Source organism: Celeribacter neptunius (genome assembly GCF_900113955.1).
GTDB classification, from domain to species: Bacteria; Pseudomonadota; Alphaproteobacteria; order Rhodobacterales; family Rhodobacteraceae; genus Celeribacter; species Celeribacter neptunius.
This window is the reverse complement of sequence record NZ_FORH01000006.1, coordinates 60,155-78,055: the sequence shown is the minus strand read 5'-3', so window position 1 is coordinate 78,055 and position 17,901 is coordinate 60,155. Positions and strand designations below refer to the sequence as shown.

General features: G+C 60.2%; 13 protein-coding genes, 1 tRNA gene and 1 pseudogene. 7 read left to right on the top strand and 8 right to left on the bottom strand.

Annotation, left to right across the window (positions count from 1 at the left end):
• Nucleotides 1-24: 24 nt before the first annotated feature.
• Complete coding sequence (locus BM151_RS14830; protein ID WP_090061526.1) at nt 25-1,086, bottom strand: GlxA family transcriptional regulator; 1,062 nt, start codon at nt 1,084-1,086, stop codon at nt 25-27.
• A gap of 289 nt (nt 1,087-1,375) precedes the next feature.
• Between BM151_RS14830 and purU the strand changes: the two genes are divergently transcribed.
• Nucleotides 1,376-2,233, top strand: a complete 858-nt coding sequence (purU, locus tag BM151_RS14825; protein WP_090061525.1) for a formyltetrahydrofolate deformylase — start codon at nt 1,376-1,378, stop codon at nt 2,231-2,233.
• Between the two features lie 112 nt (nt 2,234-2,345).
• Nucleotides 2,346-4,907: a GcvT family protein gene (locus BM151_RS14820; protein WP_090061524.1), complete on the top strand. Its 2,562-nt coding sequence runs from the start codon at nt 2,346-2,348 to the stop codon at nt 4,905-4,907.
• An 80-nt stretch (nt 4,908-4,987) separates the two neighbouring features.
• Here the strand turns inward: BM151_RS14820 and BM151_RS14815 are convergent, their stop codons facing one another.
• Both BM151_RS14815 and BM151_RS14810 read right to left on the bottom strand, forming a co-directional pair.
• Nucleotides 4,988-8,140, bottom strand: coding sequence for a methyl-accepting chemotaxis protein (locus BM151_RS14815; RefSeq protein ID WP_177213170.1), 3,153 nt, complete (start codon nt 8,138-8,140; stop codon nt 4,988-4,990).
• 257 nt (nt 8,141-8,397) lie between these two features.
• Nucleotides 8,398-9,264 (bottom strand): LysR family transcriptional regulator, encoded by an 867-nt coding sequence (locus BM151_RS14810; protein ID WP_090061522.1) that lies wholly within the window; start codon nt 9,262-9,264, stop codon nt 8,398-8,400.
• 120 nt (nt 9,265-9,384) lie between these two features.
• Here BM151_RS14810 and BM151_RS14805 point away from each other — a divergent pair, with 120 nt between their 5' ends.
• The 5 genes and pseudogenes from BM151_RS14805 to BM151_RS14780 all read left to right on the top strand — a co-directional run bounded on the left by BM151_RS14805 (nt 9,385) and on the right by BM151_RS14780 (nt 14,018).
• Nucleotides 9,385-10,311: a DMT family transporter gene (locus BM151_RS14805; RefSeq protein WP_090061521.1), complete on the top strand. Its 927-nt coding sequence runs from the start codon at nt 9,385-9,387 to the stop codon at nt 10,309-10,311.
• 153 nt (nt 10,312-10,464) lie between these two features.
• Nucleotides 10,465-11,409, top strand: coding sequence for a DMT family transporter (locus BM151_RS14800; protein WP_090061520.1), 945 nt, complete (start codon nt 10,465-10,467; stop codon nt 11,407-11,409).
• Between the two features lie 111 nt (nt 11,410-11,520).
• Nucleotides 11,521-11,597, top strand: a tRNA-Pro gene (locus BM151_RS14795).
• A 398-nt stretch (nt 11,598-11,995) separates the two neighbouring features.
• Nucleotides 11,996-13,147 (top strand): annotated as a pseudogene (locus BM151_RS14790) (IS3 family transposase).
• A gap of 361 nt (nt 13,148-13,508) precedes the next feature.
• The gene (locus BM151_RS14780) at nt 13,509-14,018 is read left to right on the top strand and encodes a hypothetical protein (RefSeq protein ID WP_090061518.1); all 510 of its coding nucleotides are present in this window, start codon (nt 13,509-13,511) and stop codon (nt 14,016-14,018) included.
• 178 nt (nt 14,019-14,196) lie between these two features.
• Here the strand turns inward: BM151_RS14780 and BM151_RS14775 are convergent, their stop codons facing one another.
• From BM151_RS14775 to BM151_RS14755, 5 genes are read right to left on the bottom strand one after another with little or no spacing between them, the layout of a single operon-like run.
• A complete protein-coding gene (locus BM151_RS14775) occupies nt 14,197-14,601 on the bottom strand; it encodes a hypothetical protein (RefSeq protein WP_090061517.1) in 405 nt (134 codons plus the stop codon).
• Nucleotide 14,602: 1 nt separating this feature from the next.
• Complete coding sequence (locus BM151_RS14770; RefSeq protein ID WP_090061516.1) at nt 14,603-15,619, bottom strand: branched-chain amino acid ABC transporter permease; 1,017 nt, start codon at nt 15,617-15,619, stop codon at nt 14,603-14,605.
• 1 nt (nt 15,620) lies between these two features.
• Nucleotides 15,621-16,490 (bottom strand): branched-chain amino acid ABC transporter permease, encoded by an 870-nt coding sequence (locus tag BM151_RS14765; RefSeq protein ID WP_090061515.1) that lies wholly within the window; start codon nt 16,488-16,490, stop codon nt 15,621-15,623.
• Nucleotides 16,490-17,164, bottom strand: coding sequence for an ABC transporter ATP-binding protein (locus BM151_RS14760; RefSeq protein ID WP_090061514.1), 675 nt, complete (start codon nt 17,162-17,164; stop codon nt 16,490-16,492). Before BM151_RS14760 ends, BM151_RS14765 begins: the two co-directional genes overlap by 1 nt.
• Nucleotides 17,157-17,879 carry an ABC transporter ATP-binding protein gene (locus BM151_RS14755; protein ID WP_177213169.1) on the bottom strand — a complete coding sequence of 241 codons (723 nt, stop codon included), beginning with the start codon at nt 17,877-17,879 and terminating at the stop codon, nt 17,157-17,159. The genes BM151_RS14760 and BM151_RS14755 overlap by 8 nt, the downstream gene beginning before the upstream one ends.
• Nucleotides 17,880-17,901: the final 22 nt, after the last annotated feature.

The window sequence follows — 17,901 nt, the reverse complement described above, 5'->3', positions numbered from 1 at the left end:
GGCTGACGGCCGGAGTGCAGAGGCCTATTCTTCGATCTCCGAGCTTTCGATCTGCGGCACCTGCTGCGCCTGACGCAGGGCCTGAGGCGTGCCGCCGTATTTCCGGCGGAACATCCGGCTGAGATGCGACGAATCGCAAAAGCCGCAGTCCACCGCGATCTGAGCAACGGATTTCTGGCTTTTCTCCACCATGTGCTTGGCAAGATCCAACCGCATCTCGAGAAAGGCCGCCTGCGGTGAGGTGTTGAGCGACATGCGGAAATGTCGCTCGATCTGGCGTTTGCTGTTGCCCATGCGCTCGGCGATCTGCTGGACGGAAATGGGCGTGTCGATATTCTGTTGCATCAGCAAAAGCGCCCGTTGCACGATCGGGTCCTGGGTCTTCATGTTCAACGGCAGGCCGGGCTGCGGTTTGTCGGGCGACAGCGCGTCGTCAATGATCATGATATGCAGGCTCTTGCTGGCCTGCGCCCGCCCGACATGCTTGTCCACCAGATAGGCGGCGAGATGCGCGGAGCTCGCGCCGCCCGAGCAGGTCAGACGATCCCGGTCGACCACGAAAATCTGGTCGGACACCGGATTGAGCCCGTCGAATTGTTCCAGAAAATCAGAATGATGGAACCAGCTCACGCAGCAGCGATAGCCATCCAGAAGCCCCGCTTCGTGCAAGGAGAACGCCCCCGAACAGACCCCGACCAGCGGCACGCCGGCCTCGGCTGCCTGTTTCAGATAACGGGTATAAGCCGGGCTGAGGCTCGGGGCGTCATCGTCCAGGAGGCCGCCGACCACGACGATATAGTCGAAGCGGCGCGGGTCATTGAGACGCTCCTTGGGCTGTACCGAAATGCCGCAGCTCGACAGCACCGGGTCCATCGTATCCGAAAGCACCGTCCAGTCGCAGAGGATCGGCCGGCTGCGATCGCCGTCGTCGGCGGCGAGGCGCAGCACATCGACGAAATTGGCGAAAGCGCAAAGCGTGAAGCGCCGCGCGAGGATAAACCCGACCGAGAGGCGCGGGCCAGCGGGGCGCGGTTTCGCAGAACGCGGAGAAGAGAGACGAGCTGAAGGGGCCTGTGTATTCGCCATGGAACGGTCCGGAAAGCCAAGGAATGATGGAATGTCGTAGCGATAATCTGTGAATGACGCAATCCTTCTATTTTCCGGCGCAAAAGAACGGCACCCTGTTTTGAAGGATAATTTGGATTTCCGGTTCTCGTGACGTATTGCGCACCGGCTGAAGAGCTTCTGGTCAGGCGGGATATCTGTGCCGAACAGCGGACGCTGCGGCCCGGCCCCATCCGCTCTCAGGACCTCATTTGGCCAATGCCTCTGCCCCTGCGACGACCGGGATCTTCAGGGAGAAACGGTATCGCCAATGAGTTCAAAATCTTACATCCTGCGCATCGCCTGCACCGACAAGAACGGCATCGTCGCCTCCGTGTCTTCCGCCATGTCCGAACGTGGCGCGAATATCGCCGAGAGCAACCAGTTCTGGGATCGCAAGACCAACAAATTCTTCCTGCGCATGGGATGTCTCTTCCCGGAAGAGACCAGCAAGGATGCGGTGGAACTGGCGCTGAAACCGGCGGTGGACCGTTTCGATCTGAAACTCAAGGTCGAGGATGAGACGCGCAAGCCGAAGATCATCATCATGGTGTCGAAATTCGACCATGCGATGTTGCACCTGCTCTATCAGATCAAGGTCGGCTGGCTCGACGCCGAGGTCGCCGCCATCGTCTCGAACCACGAAGACGCGCGCACCATCGCCGAGCAGGAGGGCATTCCCTTCCACTGCTGGCCGGTGAACAAGGAAAACAAGGCCGAACAGGAAGAGAAGCTCGCCCAGCTGGTCCAGGACACCGGCGCCGAGCTGGTGGTTCTGGCGCGGTACATGCAGGTGCTCTCCAACGAGCTGTCGAACAAGCTCTATGGCATGATCATCAACATCCACCATTCCTTCCTGCCCTCGTTCAAGGGTGCGAAACCCTATCATCAGGCGCATGAGCGCGGGGTGAAACTGATCGGAGCGACGGCGCATTACGTGACGCCGGATCTCGACGAAGGCCCGATCATCGAACAGGAAACCGAACGCGTCAGCCATTCCATGACCGCCGAGGATTTCGTTGCCACCGGGCGCGACATCGAATCGCGGGTGCTGGCCCGGGCGGTGAAATTCCATCTCGAGGGCCGGGTGATGCTCAACGATCACCGGACCGTCGTGTTCACCCCGTAATCCTGTCCTGAACCTGCAAGTCCCGCCTTGGCGGGGCGCCGCTTTTCCCTCATCCTCCCAACATCCCTTCTCTATCCGCTTTGGATCAGAATTTCTGCAAAGGACCGAAACAATGTCCAAATTCCCCAGCAAGGCCAAGGTCGTCATCGTCGGTCTCGGTGGCATCGTCGGCGCTTCTGTCGCCCATCACCTCATCGAGAACGGCTGGGACGATATTGTCGGCATCGACAAATCCGGCATCCCGACCGACATCGGTTCGACCGCGCATGCGTCGGATTTCTGCTACGCCACCAGCCACGATCTTCTGTCGACATGGACCACCATGTATTCGATGGATTTCTACGAAAAGATGGGGAATTACGCCCGCATCGGCGGCCTCGAAGTGGCCCGCGTGGGCGATGACCTGCGGCTGGAAGAACTCAAGCGCCGCTGCGACTCGGGCCGCGCCTTCGGCTCCAACGTGCGGATGATCTCGGCGGCCGAAGCGAAAGAGAAATTCCCGCTTCTGGAAGAGGATCAGATTCAGGGCGCGATGTGGGACCCGGATGCGGGCCTCGTGGTGCCGCGGTCGCAGACCGTCGCAGGCAAGCTGGTGGACGATGCCGAGAAATGCGGCAAGCTCAAGGCCTTTGCCAACACCCCGGCGCTCGAGTTGATCACCGAAGACGGCCGCGTCACCGGCGTGAAAACCACCCGCGGTACGATCATGGCCGATCACGTCGTGGTCTGTGCCGGCATCTGGGGGCGTCTGATCGCCGAGATGGCGGGCGAAGACCTGCCGGTCATGCCGGTCGATCACCCGCTGACCTTCTTCGGGCCCTATGATGAATTCGCCGGCACCGGTCTCGAGATTGGCCGTCCGCTGCTGCGCGACCAGGGCAACTCCGCCTATCTGCGCGACACCGGCGATCCTGCGACCACCGAGGGCGGTCAGATCGAATGGGGTTACTATTACGAGGAAGAGCCGCGCATGGTGCATCCGCGCGACATTCTCGAGAAAGGTCAGGCGCGTCTCGGGCCGTCAATGCGCGACCTCGTGTTGGAAGACGTGATCGAGCCGCTTGAAAGAGCCATGGAACTGACCCCGATCCTCGCGGAACTCGGCTTCAACGAAGGTCATTCCTTCAACGGTCTCTTGCAGACCACCACCGACGGCGGGCCGTCGATGGGCGAAAGCCGCAAGCTACGGGGCCTCTGGTACGCCGTGGCGATCTGGGTGAAGGACGGCCCCGGCATGGGCAAGCTCATCGCCGACTGGATGACCAAGGGCCGCACCGACATCGACCACAACTCGATCGACTACGCCCGGTTCAACGATTTCGCGCTGACCGAAGAGTTCATCGCCGATCGCTGCTGGGAAACCGCAAAGAAAATCTACAACCCGCCGATCCACCCGCGCGAGCCCTTCGCCAACGCCCGTGGCATCCGGCGTTCGCCCTTTTACGAGCGCGAAGTCGAACTTGGCGGCTATTTCATGGAACTGGGCGGCTGGGAACGCGCGCATGGCTATGCCGCCAACGAGCATCTTCTCGAAAAATACGCCGATCAGGTTCCGGTGCGCGAAGCCGAGTGGGACAACCGTCACTTCTGGCGCGTCTCCAATGCCGAACAGCTCGAGATGAGCGCGGATTGCGGCATCATCAACCTGTCGCATTTCCACATGACCGACATCTCGGGCCCCGATCATGTCGCGCTGATGGAATATCTCTGTGCCGCGAAAATCGGTGGCGACAACATGATCGGCAAGGGGATCTACACCCATATGCTCGATGATGAAGGCATGGTGCGGGCCGACTTCACCGTGTTCCGCATGGAAGACCGCTGCCGTCTGGTGAACGGCGCCGATGCCGGTCCGCGCGATCTCATGTATATGAAGCGCATGGCCCAGGATCGTGGTCTCGACGTCACCATCACCGATGTGACCGAAGAGTTCACCACCATCGGCATCTGGGGGCCGAACGCCCGCGAAAACCTCAAAAAGATCGTCGCAGATCCGGATATGCTGGAGGTGGAGAACTTCCCCTTCGCGGCGATCAAGACGATCGAGATTGCCGGCAAGAAAGTCTCTGCCTTCCGCATCTCCTATGTCGGCGAACAAGGGTGGGAACTTCACATGCGCTATGAAGACGGTCTCGCCGTCTGGGACGCGCTGCGTGAGATCGGCGTGATGGCCGTGGGTGTCGAAACCTACGCCAACTCGCGGCGTCTGGAGAAGAGCCTGCGCCTGCAAAACGCCGACCTGAACACGCAGTACAACCTCTACGAGGCCGACCTGTCGCGTCCGAAGGTGAAAGCCGCCGATTTCCGCGGCAAGGCCAAGCACGAAGAATATCGTGCCCGCGAACATCAGCCGGCGATGCTCTGTACCCTGGTGATGCATGACAATATCGACAGCAACGGCGTGGCGCGTTACCCGAACACCACCCTGCCGGTGATGGACCCGGAAACCGATGAGGTGCTGATCGACGAACTTGGTCGCCGCTCCTACACCACCTCCGTGGCCTTTGGTCCCTCGATCGGCAAGAACATCGCGCTTGCCTATCTGCCCTGGGATTATTGCGAGATCGGTCGCAAGCTGAAAGTGACCTATTTCGACGAGCCTTACGAGGTCGAGGTCGCGGGGGTCGGTTATGCACCGCTCTATGACCCGGAGAACCTCAAGCCGCGCAGCTGAGCCGAAACAGGCAGAAAATGAAAAAGCCCGGGCGATCCGATCGTCCGGGCTTCTTCTTATGCAGCATTCTGCGAGGCGGCCTAGAATTCGTCCCAACCATCGTCAAAACTGTCGCCACTGGACACCGGCGCGCTCATCTGGCCGACCGCCACCTTGGCCTGGGTCGGTCTGGGCTTTGGCACGGCGACGGGCTCGGAGGCCGTCGGTTGGAGGGCGGTCGCTTCGAAAGCTGCGGCTGCGACCGGAACAGAGCCCCGAGCGGACACCGGGGGCGTGCTGGCCTGACCTGTCCGGAACCGTGCCGTCGCCTGGGTCAGGCTCTCGGCCTCGCGGGTCAGTGCATGGCTCGCGGCCGTGGTTTGCTCGAACATCGCCGCATTCTGCTGCGTCACCTGATCGAGCTGATTCATCGCCGTGTTGATCTCGGCGAGACCGACGGATTGTTCCTGCGACGAGGCGGCAATCTCGGAAACGTTGCGGCTGATCTCCTTGACGCTCTCGACGATGCCCTTGAGCGCTTCGCCGGCATGACCGACCAGATCCACGCCACGTTTCACCTGTGCGCCCGAGGAGGAGATCAGCTGATTGATCTCGCGCGCCGCATCCGAGGAGCGCTGCGCCAGGGCGCGCACTTCGGAGGCTACGACCGCGAACCCGCGCCCCGCGTCGCCGGCCCGGGCCGCCTCGACGCCGGCGTTCAAGGCCAGAAGGTTGGTCTGGAAGGCGATGTCGTCGATCACGCCGGTGATTTTCGAGATTTGCAGCGAAGATTGCTCGATCTCACTCATCGCCGTCACCGCCTCATGCACGACCTGACCAGAGGCCTCGGCATTCTCGCGCGCGGTGTCGACGAGCCTGTTGGCATGGGTGGAGCCTTCGGCGGCGGATTTCACCGAGCTGGTCAGCTGATCGAGCGCCGTGGCGGTCTCTTCCAATGTCGCCGCCTGCTTTTCGGTGCGCACCGAAAGATCATCCGCGGCGGAAGAAATCTCGCTCGCCTCGCCCTTGATCAGATTGGCATTCTCGACCACTTTGCCCAGCGCATCCTGAAGACGTTCGCAGGCCAGGTTGAAATCGGCGCGCAGCTGTTCGTATTCGCTCGAGAAGACACTTTCGATCCGGGTCGTCAGATCGCCCTCCGCCAATTCGCCCAGACCGGTGCGCAGCGCGTCGACCACCTCCTGTTGCGCGGCCTGCATGGCCTCTCGCTTGGCCTCGGCATCCGCCCAGGCACGTTTCTCGCGGGTGACATCCTTGCCGATCATGATGATCCGCAGGATCTGGCCGTTCTCGTCCTTCACGCCCGAGAAGGCGCCATCGATCATCACCTGCTCGCCGGTCTCGGGGTTCACCGGGCCGGGGAAAGTGCCAAAGACGGTTTCGCCCTGATGCACCCGTGTATAGACATCGGCCAGCTCCGGTGCCGCGTCCTGCAGCTTCGGCATCAGCGCAAAATGCTCGCGGGTGATGGCATAGGCTTTCAGCATCGGCGCATTGCCGTCGAGCAACTTGCCGTCCGGCGAGAAATCGGCGCGCACCTGGTTGGTATCGATCGAGGCCAGAATCGCCGCGTTCATGTAGCCGCCCGTCGCGTCCTGCCATTCCGCAACAAAGCCGATCGGTGCGCCCCCGGCATCCTCAACCGCGGAAATCCGGATCACCAGGCGGATCTCGCCCAGACCGAAGCGCAGCTCATGCGGCAGCCGGCCCGGTTCCTTCAGAACCTCATGGATCTCGGCGCGATACGCCTGCGGGAAGAGCTCCACCAAAGGACGACCGGCGATCTCATCGGCAGAGAAATTCTCGATCGCGGCTTTGAATTCGGCCTCATATTGCGTGAACAGATCGGTGATCGCCGCATTGCCATGCAGCACCGTCATATCCTCCTCGACCATCAGCATGGCCGAGCCGGAGGCCTGGAACGCGGCGCCACGGAACTGGCTTTCACGGTCGGTCTGCTGTGCCTCCGAGAGGTCATCGCGGAACTCGCCAAGCACGCGGGCAATGCCGCCGATCTCATCGCCGCGCCCGATATCCTTGATCTCGACATGATAATCGCCGCCGCGCACCACATGCATGGCATCCCGCACCCGGGTCAGCGGCTTCGAAAAGCCTCGCGCCACCAGAACGGCAATGATCGATGTCACGACGATCACGGCGAGTGCCGCGATGATCTGGACATAGATCAGATCGGAAATGAGGGCGGTAACTTCGGCTTCATCCTTCTCAACCACGAACGCCCAGGTGCGACCGAAGACATTCACCGGCGCATAGGCGGTGAACCCCATGTCTCCATCCGCCCCTGCGGACTGCAAGATCCCCGATTTTCCGCTCAGCGCCGCGATCACCGCCGGGCCTTCGACGCGGCGTTCGAGCGCGGTCGGCGTATCCGCGAACCGCATATCGGTGCGCAGGATCTGATCCGGCCCGACAAGAAAGGCATCGCCGGTCTCGCCCAGACCGCTCACATCGCTGACAATGGCATTGATCCGGTCGTTCGGAAGTTGGTAGGCCAGAACGCCGACCCGCTGGTCCTGTGCATCGAAAATCGGCGTTGCCATGAAAGCTGCGGGAGCGCCCTCGCTGGGGCCGTAAGCGGCAAAATCCGAAAAGGCCACTTCGCCCTCAGGCAGCGTTTCGGCGACAAAGGCCGCTTTTGCAAGGCCGGAGTTGCCATAGGGGCCAGTGAGGAGATTGCTGGCGAAATCCGCCTTTTTCTCCACCGAGAAGACCACATTGCCTTTCTGGTCGATGAGATAGATATCGTAATAGCCGAACAGATCGGCCAGCGCCCGGAATTCCGGATGATAAAGCGCATGCAACCCCGAATAGTTGTAGTCATCGATCGCCTCGACCGGCGCGTCGAGCAGACGACGTTTCCCCACTGGGTTGGGGTTGTCGTCGATGAAGGCCCGGTTCAGCATCTCACCAGGGCCGGTGTCGCCATATTGCGCCATCATGGTCCAGCTCATGCTGAGATCGCTGAGCGCCTGCGCCGTGGCGCCCCGCCCCGCAGCCGCCATGATATCGTTCTGGGTGCGCTGCATGAACTCGGAGAATCTCTGACTGCGATCACGAGCAAGCCCCTCCAGCTGCCGATTGGCGGCCTGTTTCAACTCACGCGCACCGATCGTGCTTTCGAGGACCGAGACCGTCGAGACTGACGCAAGAACGAGGGCGATCACAATCAGGGGCAGCTTGACCGAGATCGGCAGTTTTTTCACGATATTCATCTGGGTTCCGGGTCCATACCTGTAGTTACGGATTTGCAAATTCGTCCCATTCATTGCGCCAAACGATGAAAATCCACTTAATCAGAATGAGCTCGGCTGCAGTCTCGACAGAGGCTTTCCCGGCCGTGTTCCGTTGCAAACCGGGTGCGGCTCGGAGGCGAGCGCAGCCAGGCTCAGGACCTGCGACAAATACGGTTCATTTCGCGCATCGTGTTCCGCGCATGGCCCGTTTTGCATTGTGGCAATGAGACCGGCACTCAGGCGTGCTCCAATGCCTCCCGAAAGCCGAGAAGACCCTCCGCCAGCGCGTCGGAAACCGCGCGAATGCGGCGCGATCTTGCAAGCTCCGCATGGGTCACCAGAAAGATCGGCCGCTCCATGAGGCCACCGTCGGGAAGCGCCTCAGCCAGCAGAGAAAGTCCCGCCCGGCGTGCCATGAAATGCGGCAGAATGCCGATTCCGATACCTTGTTGCACGGCCGCAAGTTGAGTCTCCAACGTGTTGAGCATGAGTTGTCCGGCCTGCTCCGCACCCAAGGCCCGTGACCAATTGCGCCCGATGTCGAAACTCGTCCGCTGCGGCCAGATGACATGACGTTGTGGCCGCGATCCGTCGGCCGGGCCGTAGAGACCAAACCGTATCATCGCCAGCCGCCGCACCATGAGGTTGCCTCCGTCCGGGGCCACGAGGCGCAACGCCATATCAGCATCATGCCGATGCAGGTTGACCATATCCGGGGCGTAATTGATCTCGACATCGAGCCCCGGGTTCTCGGCCAAAAGCGGCGCCAGCGCCGGCAGGACCACCGGAGCGATGAGGCTTTCGATACTGGCCAACCGGACCAGACCACGCACCTCCATCTCGGCCTGTGCATCGCGATTCAGCTCCAGCACCGCCAGCTCGACCGCTTCGGCCCGCGGCAGTAGCGCCGCACCTTGGTCGGTCAGATCGTGACCCTGTTGATGGCGCAGGAACAGCGGCACTCCCATCGCCCGCTCGATACGCTCGATGCGGCGCGAGATCGTCGCCACGCCGACGCCCAGCCGATGCGCCGCCCCCAGGAGCGTGCCCTCCCGGGCAAGGGCGAGAAAAAGCCGCACGTCATCCCAGTTCAGTCGCTCCACCTTCCGTCACCCCTCAGGCTTCGCTTTCCATTTTTGGAAACCTTATCTCGGAATTATGCCATATATGCCGCATTTATGGAATGTCACTATCAGGATCATCCGCCTTACTGGAGATCCGCCATGTCCACATCTGATTTCTCTGAAACCACTTTGTCCGCATCCCGACGCCCTGAGCGCCTCGCCTTTGCCGCGAGCGCACTTGCGGCCATGTTCTGGGGCTCGAATTTCGAAGCCACCCGCATCGTTCTGGAGAGCTTGCCGTCGTGGACAGCGGCGGCAAGCCGGTTTGCCATCGCCGCCATCGCCATCCTGCTCTGGTTGCATCTGGCCGAAGGGGTGAAGCTGGAGGTCTTGCGCCGCAACGGCCCGGCCTTTGTCGCACTCGGGCTGATCGGTGTCGCCGGCTTTAACGCCGCGCTGTTTCTCGGCATGCGCAGCTCGAGCCCGGTGACCGCCGCCCTGATCATGGCCACCAGCCCGCTGACCACAAATTTGATCGACGCGGCAATCTCGCGCCGCCGCCCGACAGCGCTTTCCCTGATCGGCATGGCCATCAGCCTGTGCGGCGTCGCCCTGACCGTCGGCGCCTTTTCCGGCGCGCATTTCGGCCCGGGCGATATTCTGATCTTCGCGGGCAGCCTCGCCTGGGCGCTTTACACCGTCGGCTGCCGTCGCTGGGTCAGAGAGGCCAGCCCGCTCGAGACCTCGGCCTGGACCATGGTCTTTGGCGCGATCACTCTCGGGATCTCCGCCTTCCTCTTTGAAACCCCGGTTGCCCATCTGGCACAGGCCACGCCAGCCGCCTGGGGCGCAACGCTCTGGATGGCTCTGGCGGGCTCGGCGCTGGCCTTTGTCTTTTGGCAAATCGGCATCAAACACCGCGGCCCGGCGGCGACCTCGATCCTGTTCAATCTGGTGCCGGTGGCGGCCCTGTTGATTGCCACCGCCTTTGGCCGCTCACCACATCTCTCGCAAATCCTCGGCGTTGTCCTGGCGATATTCGGCGTGCTTCTGGCCAGCGGTCGGCTTTTCCCGAAGCGGGCGTGACGACCAACGCGTTGCGGCGACCGGATCACTGCATAACCCTTCGGCACAGAAGGGCTATGCCATTGCAGAAACGCCTCACGGCGCAAGAGAGCATTTGCACCTTCGCCCCCGGGACCGTTAATCTGATCCCGTACAGGACAGAGGATCGCCCGCATGAATATCACCGGAGCCTTCTATGCGCTCGCAGCTTTCGCGGTGTTCTCGACCCATGACGTGGTGATCAAATTTCTGGGTGGCTCCTACGCGCCGTTCCAGATCATCTTTTTCTCGACGCTGTTCTCTTTCCCGCTGGTCATGTTCATGCTGATCCGGGACCGCAGCGAGGGCCATTTGCGCCCGGTTCATCCCTGGTGGACACTGTTTCGCACGCTTTCGGCGATGGTCAACACCACGGCGGCCTTCTATGCCTTCTCGGTTCTGCCGCTGGCGCAGGTCTACGCGCTGATCTTTGCCACGCCTCTGGTGATCACCATCCTGTCCATCCCCGTGCTCGGAGAACGCGTTGGATTTCACCGCTGGGCGGCGGTGATCGCCGGTCTGATCGGGGTGATCGTGGTGCTGCGTCCCGGGGCGACCGAATTGACCCTCGGCCATCTGGCGGCGCTGTCCTGCGCCTTTTTCGGCGCCTTCACCTCGATCGTCGTGCGCAAGATCGGCCGCGAAGAGCGCACCGCCGTGTTGATGCTTTACCCGCTGATCGCGAATTTCGTGGTCATGGGCACGGTCATGACGTTCTTTTATCACCCGCTGCCATTGCTGGATCTGGGCGGTGTCGCAACGATCTCGCTTCTGGGCTTTACCGGCGGGGTGATCCTCATCCTCGCCTATCGCGCCTCGGAAGCCGCCATCGTCGCGCCGATGCAATATTCCCAGATCATCTGGGCCACGATCTTTGGCTACTTCATCTTCGGCGAGACAGTCGATCTGCCGACCGTCATCGGCGCCGGGATCATCATCCTCTCGGGCCTCTATATCGTGTTCCGCGAATCCCGGGGCGGTCATTCGGACAACACCCCGGTGCTCAGAACCCGGTCGCGCGCCTCCTCGGCCATGTCCTTTCGGATCTCTCCCTTCGTCCGCAAAGGCAAATTGCGATAGCGGGTTTTACCGGAAAAAACACCGCAAGTTTGCCTGCACGAAGATTCCCGCAAAACCGCGAGATTCTCTCTTGCAAATCCCCCCATGTCCCTATATTCCGCCCGTCACGGTCGGAGCGTAGCTCAGCCTGGTAGAGCACTGTCTTCGGGAGGCAGGGGCCGGAGGTTCGAATCCTCTCGCTCCGACCAATTCAATCATGGGGTACGCCCCATAGTTTTGCCACTTTGCCCCCCCATAGTTCTGCCACTGGCTCATAAAACAGGCTCTCTTTTCAGTGCGGATGGCTGTCAGGTGCGGAGCATCTGCTAAGCGCTGCCTGTTGTGAAGTGTTATCCGAGCATGAACTCAGCGCGACAGCCGCATACCTCAGATCAGACCTGTCTTGGTGGCGCCAAGTGCGCGGCATCGCACATGCGTTTCAGCGCCACCAACCGGGGAATTCCCCCCGGCTTTCTTACGTCGTTTCGTCGTCAGGCCGGCCTGCCCGCCAAGCGTCCACGGCTTCCTGGAAAAGCAGGGCAACATGACGTGCCCCTAGATTTGTAGACGCTTTGCTTGGTAATTTTGGAACCAAGGAGAAGCGTGGATGTCATCGCAAAATCGATTTACGGACGAGTTCAAACGGGACGCTGTGGCGCAAGTTGTTGACCGTGGCTATGCGGTCAGCGAGGTGGCTGATCGGCTGGGGGTTAGCACCAAGTCGCTCTATACATGGAAGGCTCGGTTTGCGAAGCCTGCGAAGGTTCGAGAGGCGGAGGTGGATCTCGCAGCTGAACTCAAGCGCGTGAAGAAGGAACTAGCCCGGGTCACCGAGGAGCGCGATATCTTAAAAAAGGCAACGGTGTACTTCGCGCGCGAGTCCCAATGAAGTACGCCTTCATTCGGGCGCATCGCGGAGAGTTCGGCGTCCGGGCCATGTGCCGGGTGCTGCGGGTCCATTTCTCCGGCTTCTACGCATGGCTTAAAGAACCGTTAAGTCACCGTGCGCAGCAGGATGCGCGCCAGACCGAGCTGATCCGACAGGCCTGGGAGCGGCAAGGTGTATGGCTATCGCAAGTTGACGGACGATCTGCGGGATCAGGGCGAACGAATTTCAGAGAACCGGGTGGCACGTTTGGCGTCTCTGGCCGGGATCGCTGCCCAGGTGGGCCACGGGCGTCGCCCGGGCCGACACGGCGGCAAACGTGCGGTGGTTGCCGAGAACAGGCTGGAGCATAAGTTCAGCACGACCGCACCCGATCTGGTCTGGGTGACCGACATCACCTACATCAAGACCCATGAGGGCTGGCTGTATCTCTGCGTCGTGATCGACCTGTTCTCCCGCCGTGTCGTCGGCTGGTCTGCACAATCCCGCATAACCACGGACCTCGCTCTGCAAGCCTTGCTGATGGCCGTTTGGCGACGAAAGCCCGCTGGCCAGGTCATGGTGCATTCCGATCAAGGTTCCCAGTTCACCAGCCGGGAGTGGCAGGCGTTTCTCCGCCAGCAACATCTGGAACCCAGCATGAGCCGACGCGGTAACTGCCACGACAATGCCGTAGCAGAAAGCTTCTTTCAGCTGCTGAAACGCGAGCGGATTAGACGCCGAACTTACCCGACCAGGGACGACGCCAGGAGGGACGTGTTCGAATACATCGAGCTCTTCTACAACCCGAAGCGCAAGCACACGAACAACGGCATGCTGTCGCCCGTTGACTTCGAGACCAGACAGCAGAAACTGACCGAGGCAGGTGTCTAGGAAACTAGGGGCACCTCAGTTTCGAGGAACTGAGGGTAATTGCGTCCGACCTGACGGACATTCTTTCCAAGGTGCAACGGCAGGTTATACCCGTTCGAGAAGCGGCAAAGGCGTTGGGAACTGACGCCGAGGGGATCTATGCGTTGATTGCAGCCGGAAAGCTGACTGAACAACGCCCCGAAGAAAATGATGGCCATGCTCGGGATCGCTTGATTTATCGTGAGAGCTTAGAGGGTTTTCTGAAATCGCGTGATTGAGCAGGAGGATGTCACGCATGGGCAATACCCACAGAAACGCTTGCCCATGTCGATCCTGTTATGCATGCTCTGGGTCCAAGTATTTTTCATGAACGGATTTCGTTTTGACGATCATTGATGTCATCGATTTGCTGGATCGCTTTCAGACATCCATTGTTGGGGTCATCGGCTTTTTCGGCGTCATCTGGACTTTGAGAGCAAATGCGAAGCACGACAGAGAAACGCATGAGCGACAACTGGCAACCAAACGCCAAACATTGCGGCGCATCCTTGCAGCCGAGTTTCGGAACTATGCGCGCGCTCTGAAGCAAAATCTCGACGGCCCAACTCCGGACAGCGAATTTATTTCGATTGGAAGGGTGCAGAGGCTTCTTTCTGATAGCCTGTCATCTGATTTGGGTCTGCTGAACCTGGATGAAGTCGATATTATCGTGAATGCGATAATAAGCCTTGATGGAATGAACCATTTCCTCGCGAACCATGCTGCCGAAATCTCAGAAACACGTTTTCTGATTCCAGCCACAATGTGGGGCGAGGTCAAATATTGCCTAGCCACGACAAAAGATGCTTTGGATGGGGCTATTGAGGCTTTAGCGCTGACGGGTGAGGTGTAACCGAGAGCAGTTCGTGCTGTGTGTCGAATTTTTGGCCCAATCAGAAAAGCCCATCGTTTGTAACGATCACAATGGAGTTTTCTAACGAACCTAATTGGTTATGACCTGCACTGTTTCGCATCAATGTAGTTCCATCTCTCTCAGAGAAGCATACGTCACAGAATGACACAGCCCGAAACTATCGCGTTTTCGGCATTCTCCTCACAGCCTTTAAAATCGCAGATACGGCCTGTTCCTGACGATCAACAGTTCCGGCCAGGAGCTGAGGAACAAGATCAAACGCAAGCGGCAGAAATGCATTGGCCGCAAGGAGGTAAAAGGCTTCGGCATGCGCTTCCTTTGACCAATTCGGATGTGCCATCTCAGGCCCCACGACTTTTGAAGACAGAACCCTTTGCAGCAGGCGGTTCTGACACGCCAAACACAGATGCATCGCGTCCGGCAGGTCAGGCGAGACGCGCCCCTCCAAAACGGACGCGTCGTCTATGTCCTCAAGCTCCCTGAGCATCACCTGCACAACAGCGCTCTCGGGCATGTGCAACAGGTGCTGTCGCACCCTCGCCCGCGCCTTTTCAAGGCTCATATCAAGCGCGTCTTTTCCGCATTCGGTTTTTGAGGAAACCGCCCAACTCCTCCGGCAAGGCGATCACCGAGAGGATGACGATCAGCCCCAGAACGATCAACCGATAGCTGTCAAAGCTTCTGAGGAATTCATTGCCGAGGATCACCACCACAACTCCGAGCAAAGCGCCGGGGAATCGTCCCATGCCGCCGATGGCGAGCATGACCATGGCCATCAGGAAGAACTCCGTCCCGAGGATGCGAGGCGTAACGACAGAGGTGTAATGCGCATAGAACGCGCCTGCAAAACCCGTGATCGCAGCAGAGATCGCGAAGGCGAAAATCTGATGCCGACGACCGTTCACGCCGAGTGCTTCGGAGAACGCCGGGGCGTCGCGCATCGCCAGAAGCGCCAGACCGAAACGGCTGCGCAGCGCGACAAAGTAGATCAGGTAGATGCACAGCACCGCGACGATCAGGGCCATGACGAACCATGCCTGTTTGTTGATGGCATAAAAGGTCTGACCGAAAAGCGAGATCGGCGGCAAGCCCAGAACCCCGGTACTGCCGCCTGTGCCCAAACCCCGCGTTTGTTGCAGGACCGCAGGCAAGGCGAGATGCACCGCGAAGGTAAAGAGCGCAACATATTCGCCCTTGAGACGCGCCGTTGGAATGGCGATCAGCGCGCCGACGATCCCGCCAATGACGGCGGCAAGCGGGATCGTGGCCACTGCGGGCAAGCCCGCCGAAACCGACAACATGGCACTTGCATAGGCACCCACGGCGAAGAACACCAGTTGGGCGTAGTTGAAAACGCCGGCATAGCCGATCAATAGGTCCCATCCCGCAATCACCGCGCTCCAAATGCAGATCAGGATCAGGATGTGGAACACGTAGTTTTCGCCGATCAACAGACCAAGGGCGAGGACCGCCAAAGCAGAGCCCAGAAACGCCAGGCTGTCCCGGACATAGTGATCGCCGGTGAAACGCGACGTGATGCGGGCGGGGCTGGAGTGGTCGGTGTGTGTCTTGGATTTCATCTCAGTTCTCCCATACGCCCAAAAGGCCTTTCGGTCGTATCATCAGAACGACCATGAGCACGATCAGCCACGCGGGCATGGACCAGCCTGGCCCCACTGTGGCAACGACGACAGCCTCCAGAAAGGCCAGGATAAAGGCGGCGAGCATTGCCCCGCGGGTGCTGCCCAAACCACCGAAGACAACGATGACGAAGGCTTTCAGGAATGGCGACCAGCCGCCGATTGGCGAGATTTGGAAAATCGGCGCCAGAAGGATGCCTGCGGCACCGGTCAGGACGACCGACAGCCCAAGGGCGAGACCGAACACGCGGTTGACGTTGATCCCGACCTGTGCGGCGCCCTGAAGATCCTGCGACACGGCCTGAATGGATTTCCCCGCCCGCGTGCGCGCCAAAAACAGCTCCAGCAGCACCACAAGAAGAATTGACATGAACACCAGCGCGATCTTGTAGAGCGACACGGTCGTCCCGGCGATGGAGATGCCGCCTTCGATAAACGCGGGTATGGTTTTGGTCTTGGGGCCGAACAGCAACTGCAATCCGTTTTCGATCACGAAGGCCAGCCCGAGGGTGACCATGATCGCGTTGATCTGCCAGTTCGGATGCCGCCTGAGCGGACGAATGAGCCCGGCCTCAAGCACGACACCGACGCCGAACAGGATCGGCAAAGTCGCCAGAAAGGCGAGACCGAAGGACAGGCCCGGCCCGCCGTACATCAGATACCATGCGATATAACCGCCCAAAGTGTAGAGCGCGCCATGGGCGAAATTGAGGATGCGCGACGTCCCATAGACCAAGGACAACCCCATCGCGATCACGCAATAGACGGCACCCTGCGTGGTGCCACTGATCAGGATTTCGACAATGTTCATCACTGAATCTCCCCAAGCGCCGAAAGGTCACCCTGCGTGACCACGCCTTCTTCGATGACATAGGTCCGGTCGATATGACCGGTCAGAAGGGCGGCATTCTGCTCGACAAGCAGGATCGTCATGCCCTCCCGGTTCAGTTGGTTGATCGTCTCCATCATCTGCGCCGTCAGATTGGGCGCGAGGCCGAGAGACGGTTCGTCGATGACGAGAAGGTGCGGCTTGGACATCAGCCCGCGCCCCAGAGCGACCATTTGCGCCTCGCCCCCGCTGAGACGACGGCACAGCTGATGCTGTCGCTCTTCGAGACGCGGATAGAGCGCAAAAACCTGTCGCAGCGTGTCGGCCCGCTCCGACCAGGCCCGGGTGTTGAAAGCGCCGAGCATCAGGTTGTCGAGCACCGACATATCCCGGAACAGCCGCCGATCTTCGGCGACATAGACCAATCCCCGCCGCACCAGATCCTTTGACGCAAGTTTCGTGATGTCGTCACCTTCGAAACGGGCCACGCCAGTTTGGATCGGCAACAAGCCGCAGAGCGCCTTGAGAAGGGTGCTTTTGCCGTGCCCGTTGGCCCCGAGAACAGCGACCATTTCACCTTTCCCGACACGCAAAGAGACCTCGTGCAAGACGTGAAAGTCGCCATAGCTAACGTTGATACGGTCAACCTCAAGCATCGTGTTTTTTCCCAAGATAGATTTCGACCACATGGTCGTCGTTCAGCACCACGGAGGGCCGGTCGAGACAGACGAATTTGCCGAAGTTGATGATCAGGATGCGGTCGGCAATCTCGGCCAGCGCCCGGATCTTGTGTTCGACCATGACGATCGTGACGCCGAATGCCTGTCGGGCGCGGTCGATGATCTGGACAAAATCCTGGATTTCCTCTGCGTTCAGCCCACCCAAAGGTTCGTCCATGAACACGATCCGCGGCCCGGTCGCCAAGGCCGCGCCGAGCATGATCGTCTTGCGCGCCAAAAGGTCCACGGTCCCCGCCTCCGCGTCCAGCACGGGGCCCAGTCCTGTGATCTCGACGATCTGGTCGAAATCATGTTGGTGACTGCCGCCGAAACTCCGCCCGACCAACAGGTTTTCGGCCACCGTCAGCGACGAGATCACCGTCGGGATCTGAAAGGTCATGGCGATGCCTTGCGCACATCTGGCATGGCGCGGCAGGCCCGTGATCTCGCGACCGTCGAAAAGCACCTTGCCAGAGGTCGGACAAAGCCCCCCCGTGCAAACATTGAGAAGCGTGCTTTTGCCAGCGCCATTCGGTCCCGCGACCCCAAGCACTTCGCCCGCCTTGATCTCGAAGGACAGCTCGGACAGCGCGTGAAACGGGCCGAATTGCATTCCGACACCTTCCAGCGACATGATATTTTGTGAGGTCATTTGGACACCTTTGTCAGTGGTC

Excerpts from the sequence above, each read along its gene's own strand:
- BM151_RS14830 (WP_090061526.1), bottom strand. The coding sequence starts at position 1,086 with ATGGCGAATACACAGGCCCCTTCAGCTCGTCTCTCTTCTCCGCGTTCT.
- purU (WP_090061525.1), top strand. The coding sequence starts at position 1,376 with ATGAGTTCAAAATCTTACATCCTGCGCATCGCCTGCACCGACAAGAAC.
- BM151_RS14820 (WP_090061524.1), top strand. The coding sequence starts at position 2,346 with ATGTCCAAATTCCCCAGCAAGGCCAAGGTCGTCATCGTCGGTCTCGGT.
- BM151_RS14815 (WP_177213170.1), bottom strand. The coding sequence starts at position 8,140 with ATGAATATCGTGAAAAAACTGCCGATCTCGGTCAAGCTGCCCCTGATT.
- BM151_RS14805 (WP_090061521.1), top strand. The coding sequence starts at position 9,385 with ATGTCCACATCTGATTTCTCTGAAACCACTTTGTCCGCATCCCGACGC.
- BM151_RS14800 (WP_090061520.1), top strand. The coding sequence starts at position 10,465 with ATGAATATCACCGGAGCCTTCTATGCGCTCGCAGCTTTCGCGGTGTTC.
- BM151_RS14775 (WP_090061517.1), bottom strand. The coding sequence starts at position 14,601 with ATGAGCCTTGAAAAGGCGCGGGCGAGGGTGCGACAGCACCTGTTGCAC.
- BM151_RS14770 (WP_090061516.1), bottom strand. The coding sequence starts at position 15,619 with ATGAAATCCAAGACACACACCGACCACTCCAGCCCCGCCCGCATCACG.
- BM151_RS14765 (WP_090061515.1), bottom strand. The coding sequence starts at position 16,490 with ATGAACATTGTCGAAATCCTGATCAGTGGCACCACGCAGGGTGCCGTC.
- BM151_RS14760 (WP_090061514.1), bottom strand. The coding sequence starts at position 17,164 with ATGCTTGAGGTTGACCGTATCAACGTTAGCTATGGCGACTTTCACGTC.
- BM151_RS14755 (WP_177213169.1), bottom strand. The coding sequence starts at position 17,879 with ATGACCTCACAAAATATCATGTCGCTGGAAGGTGTCGGAATGCAATTC.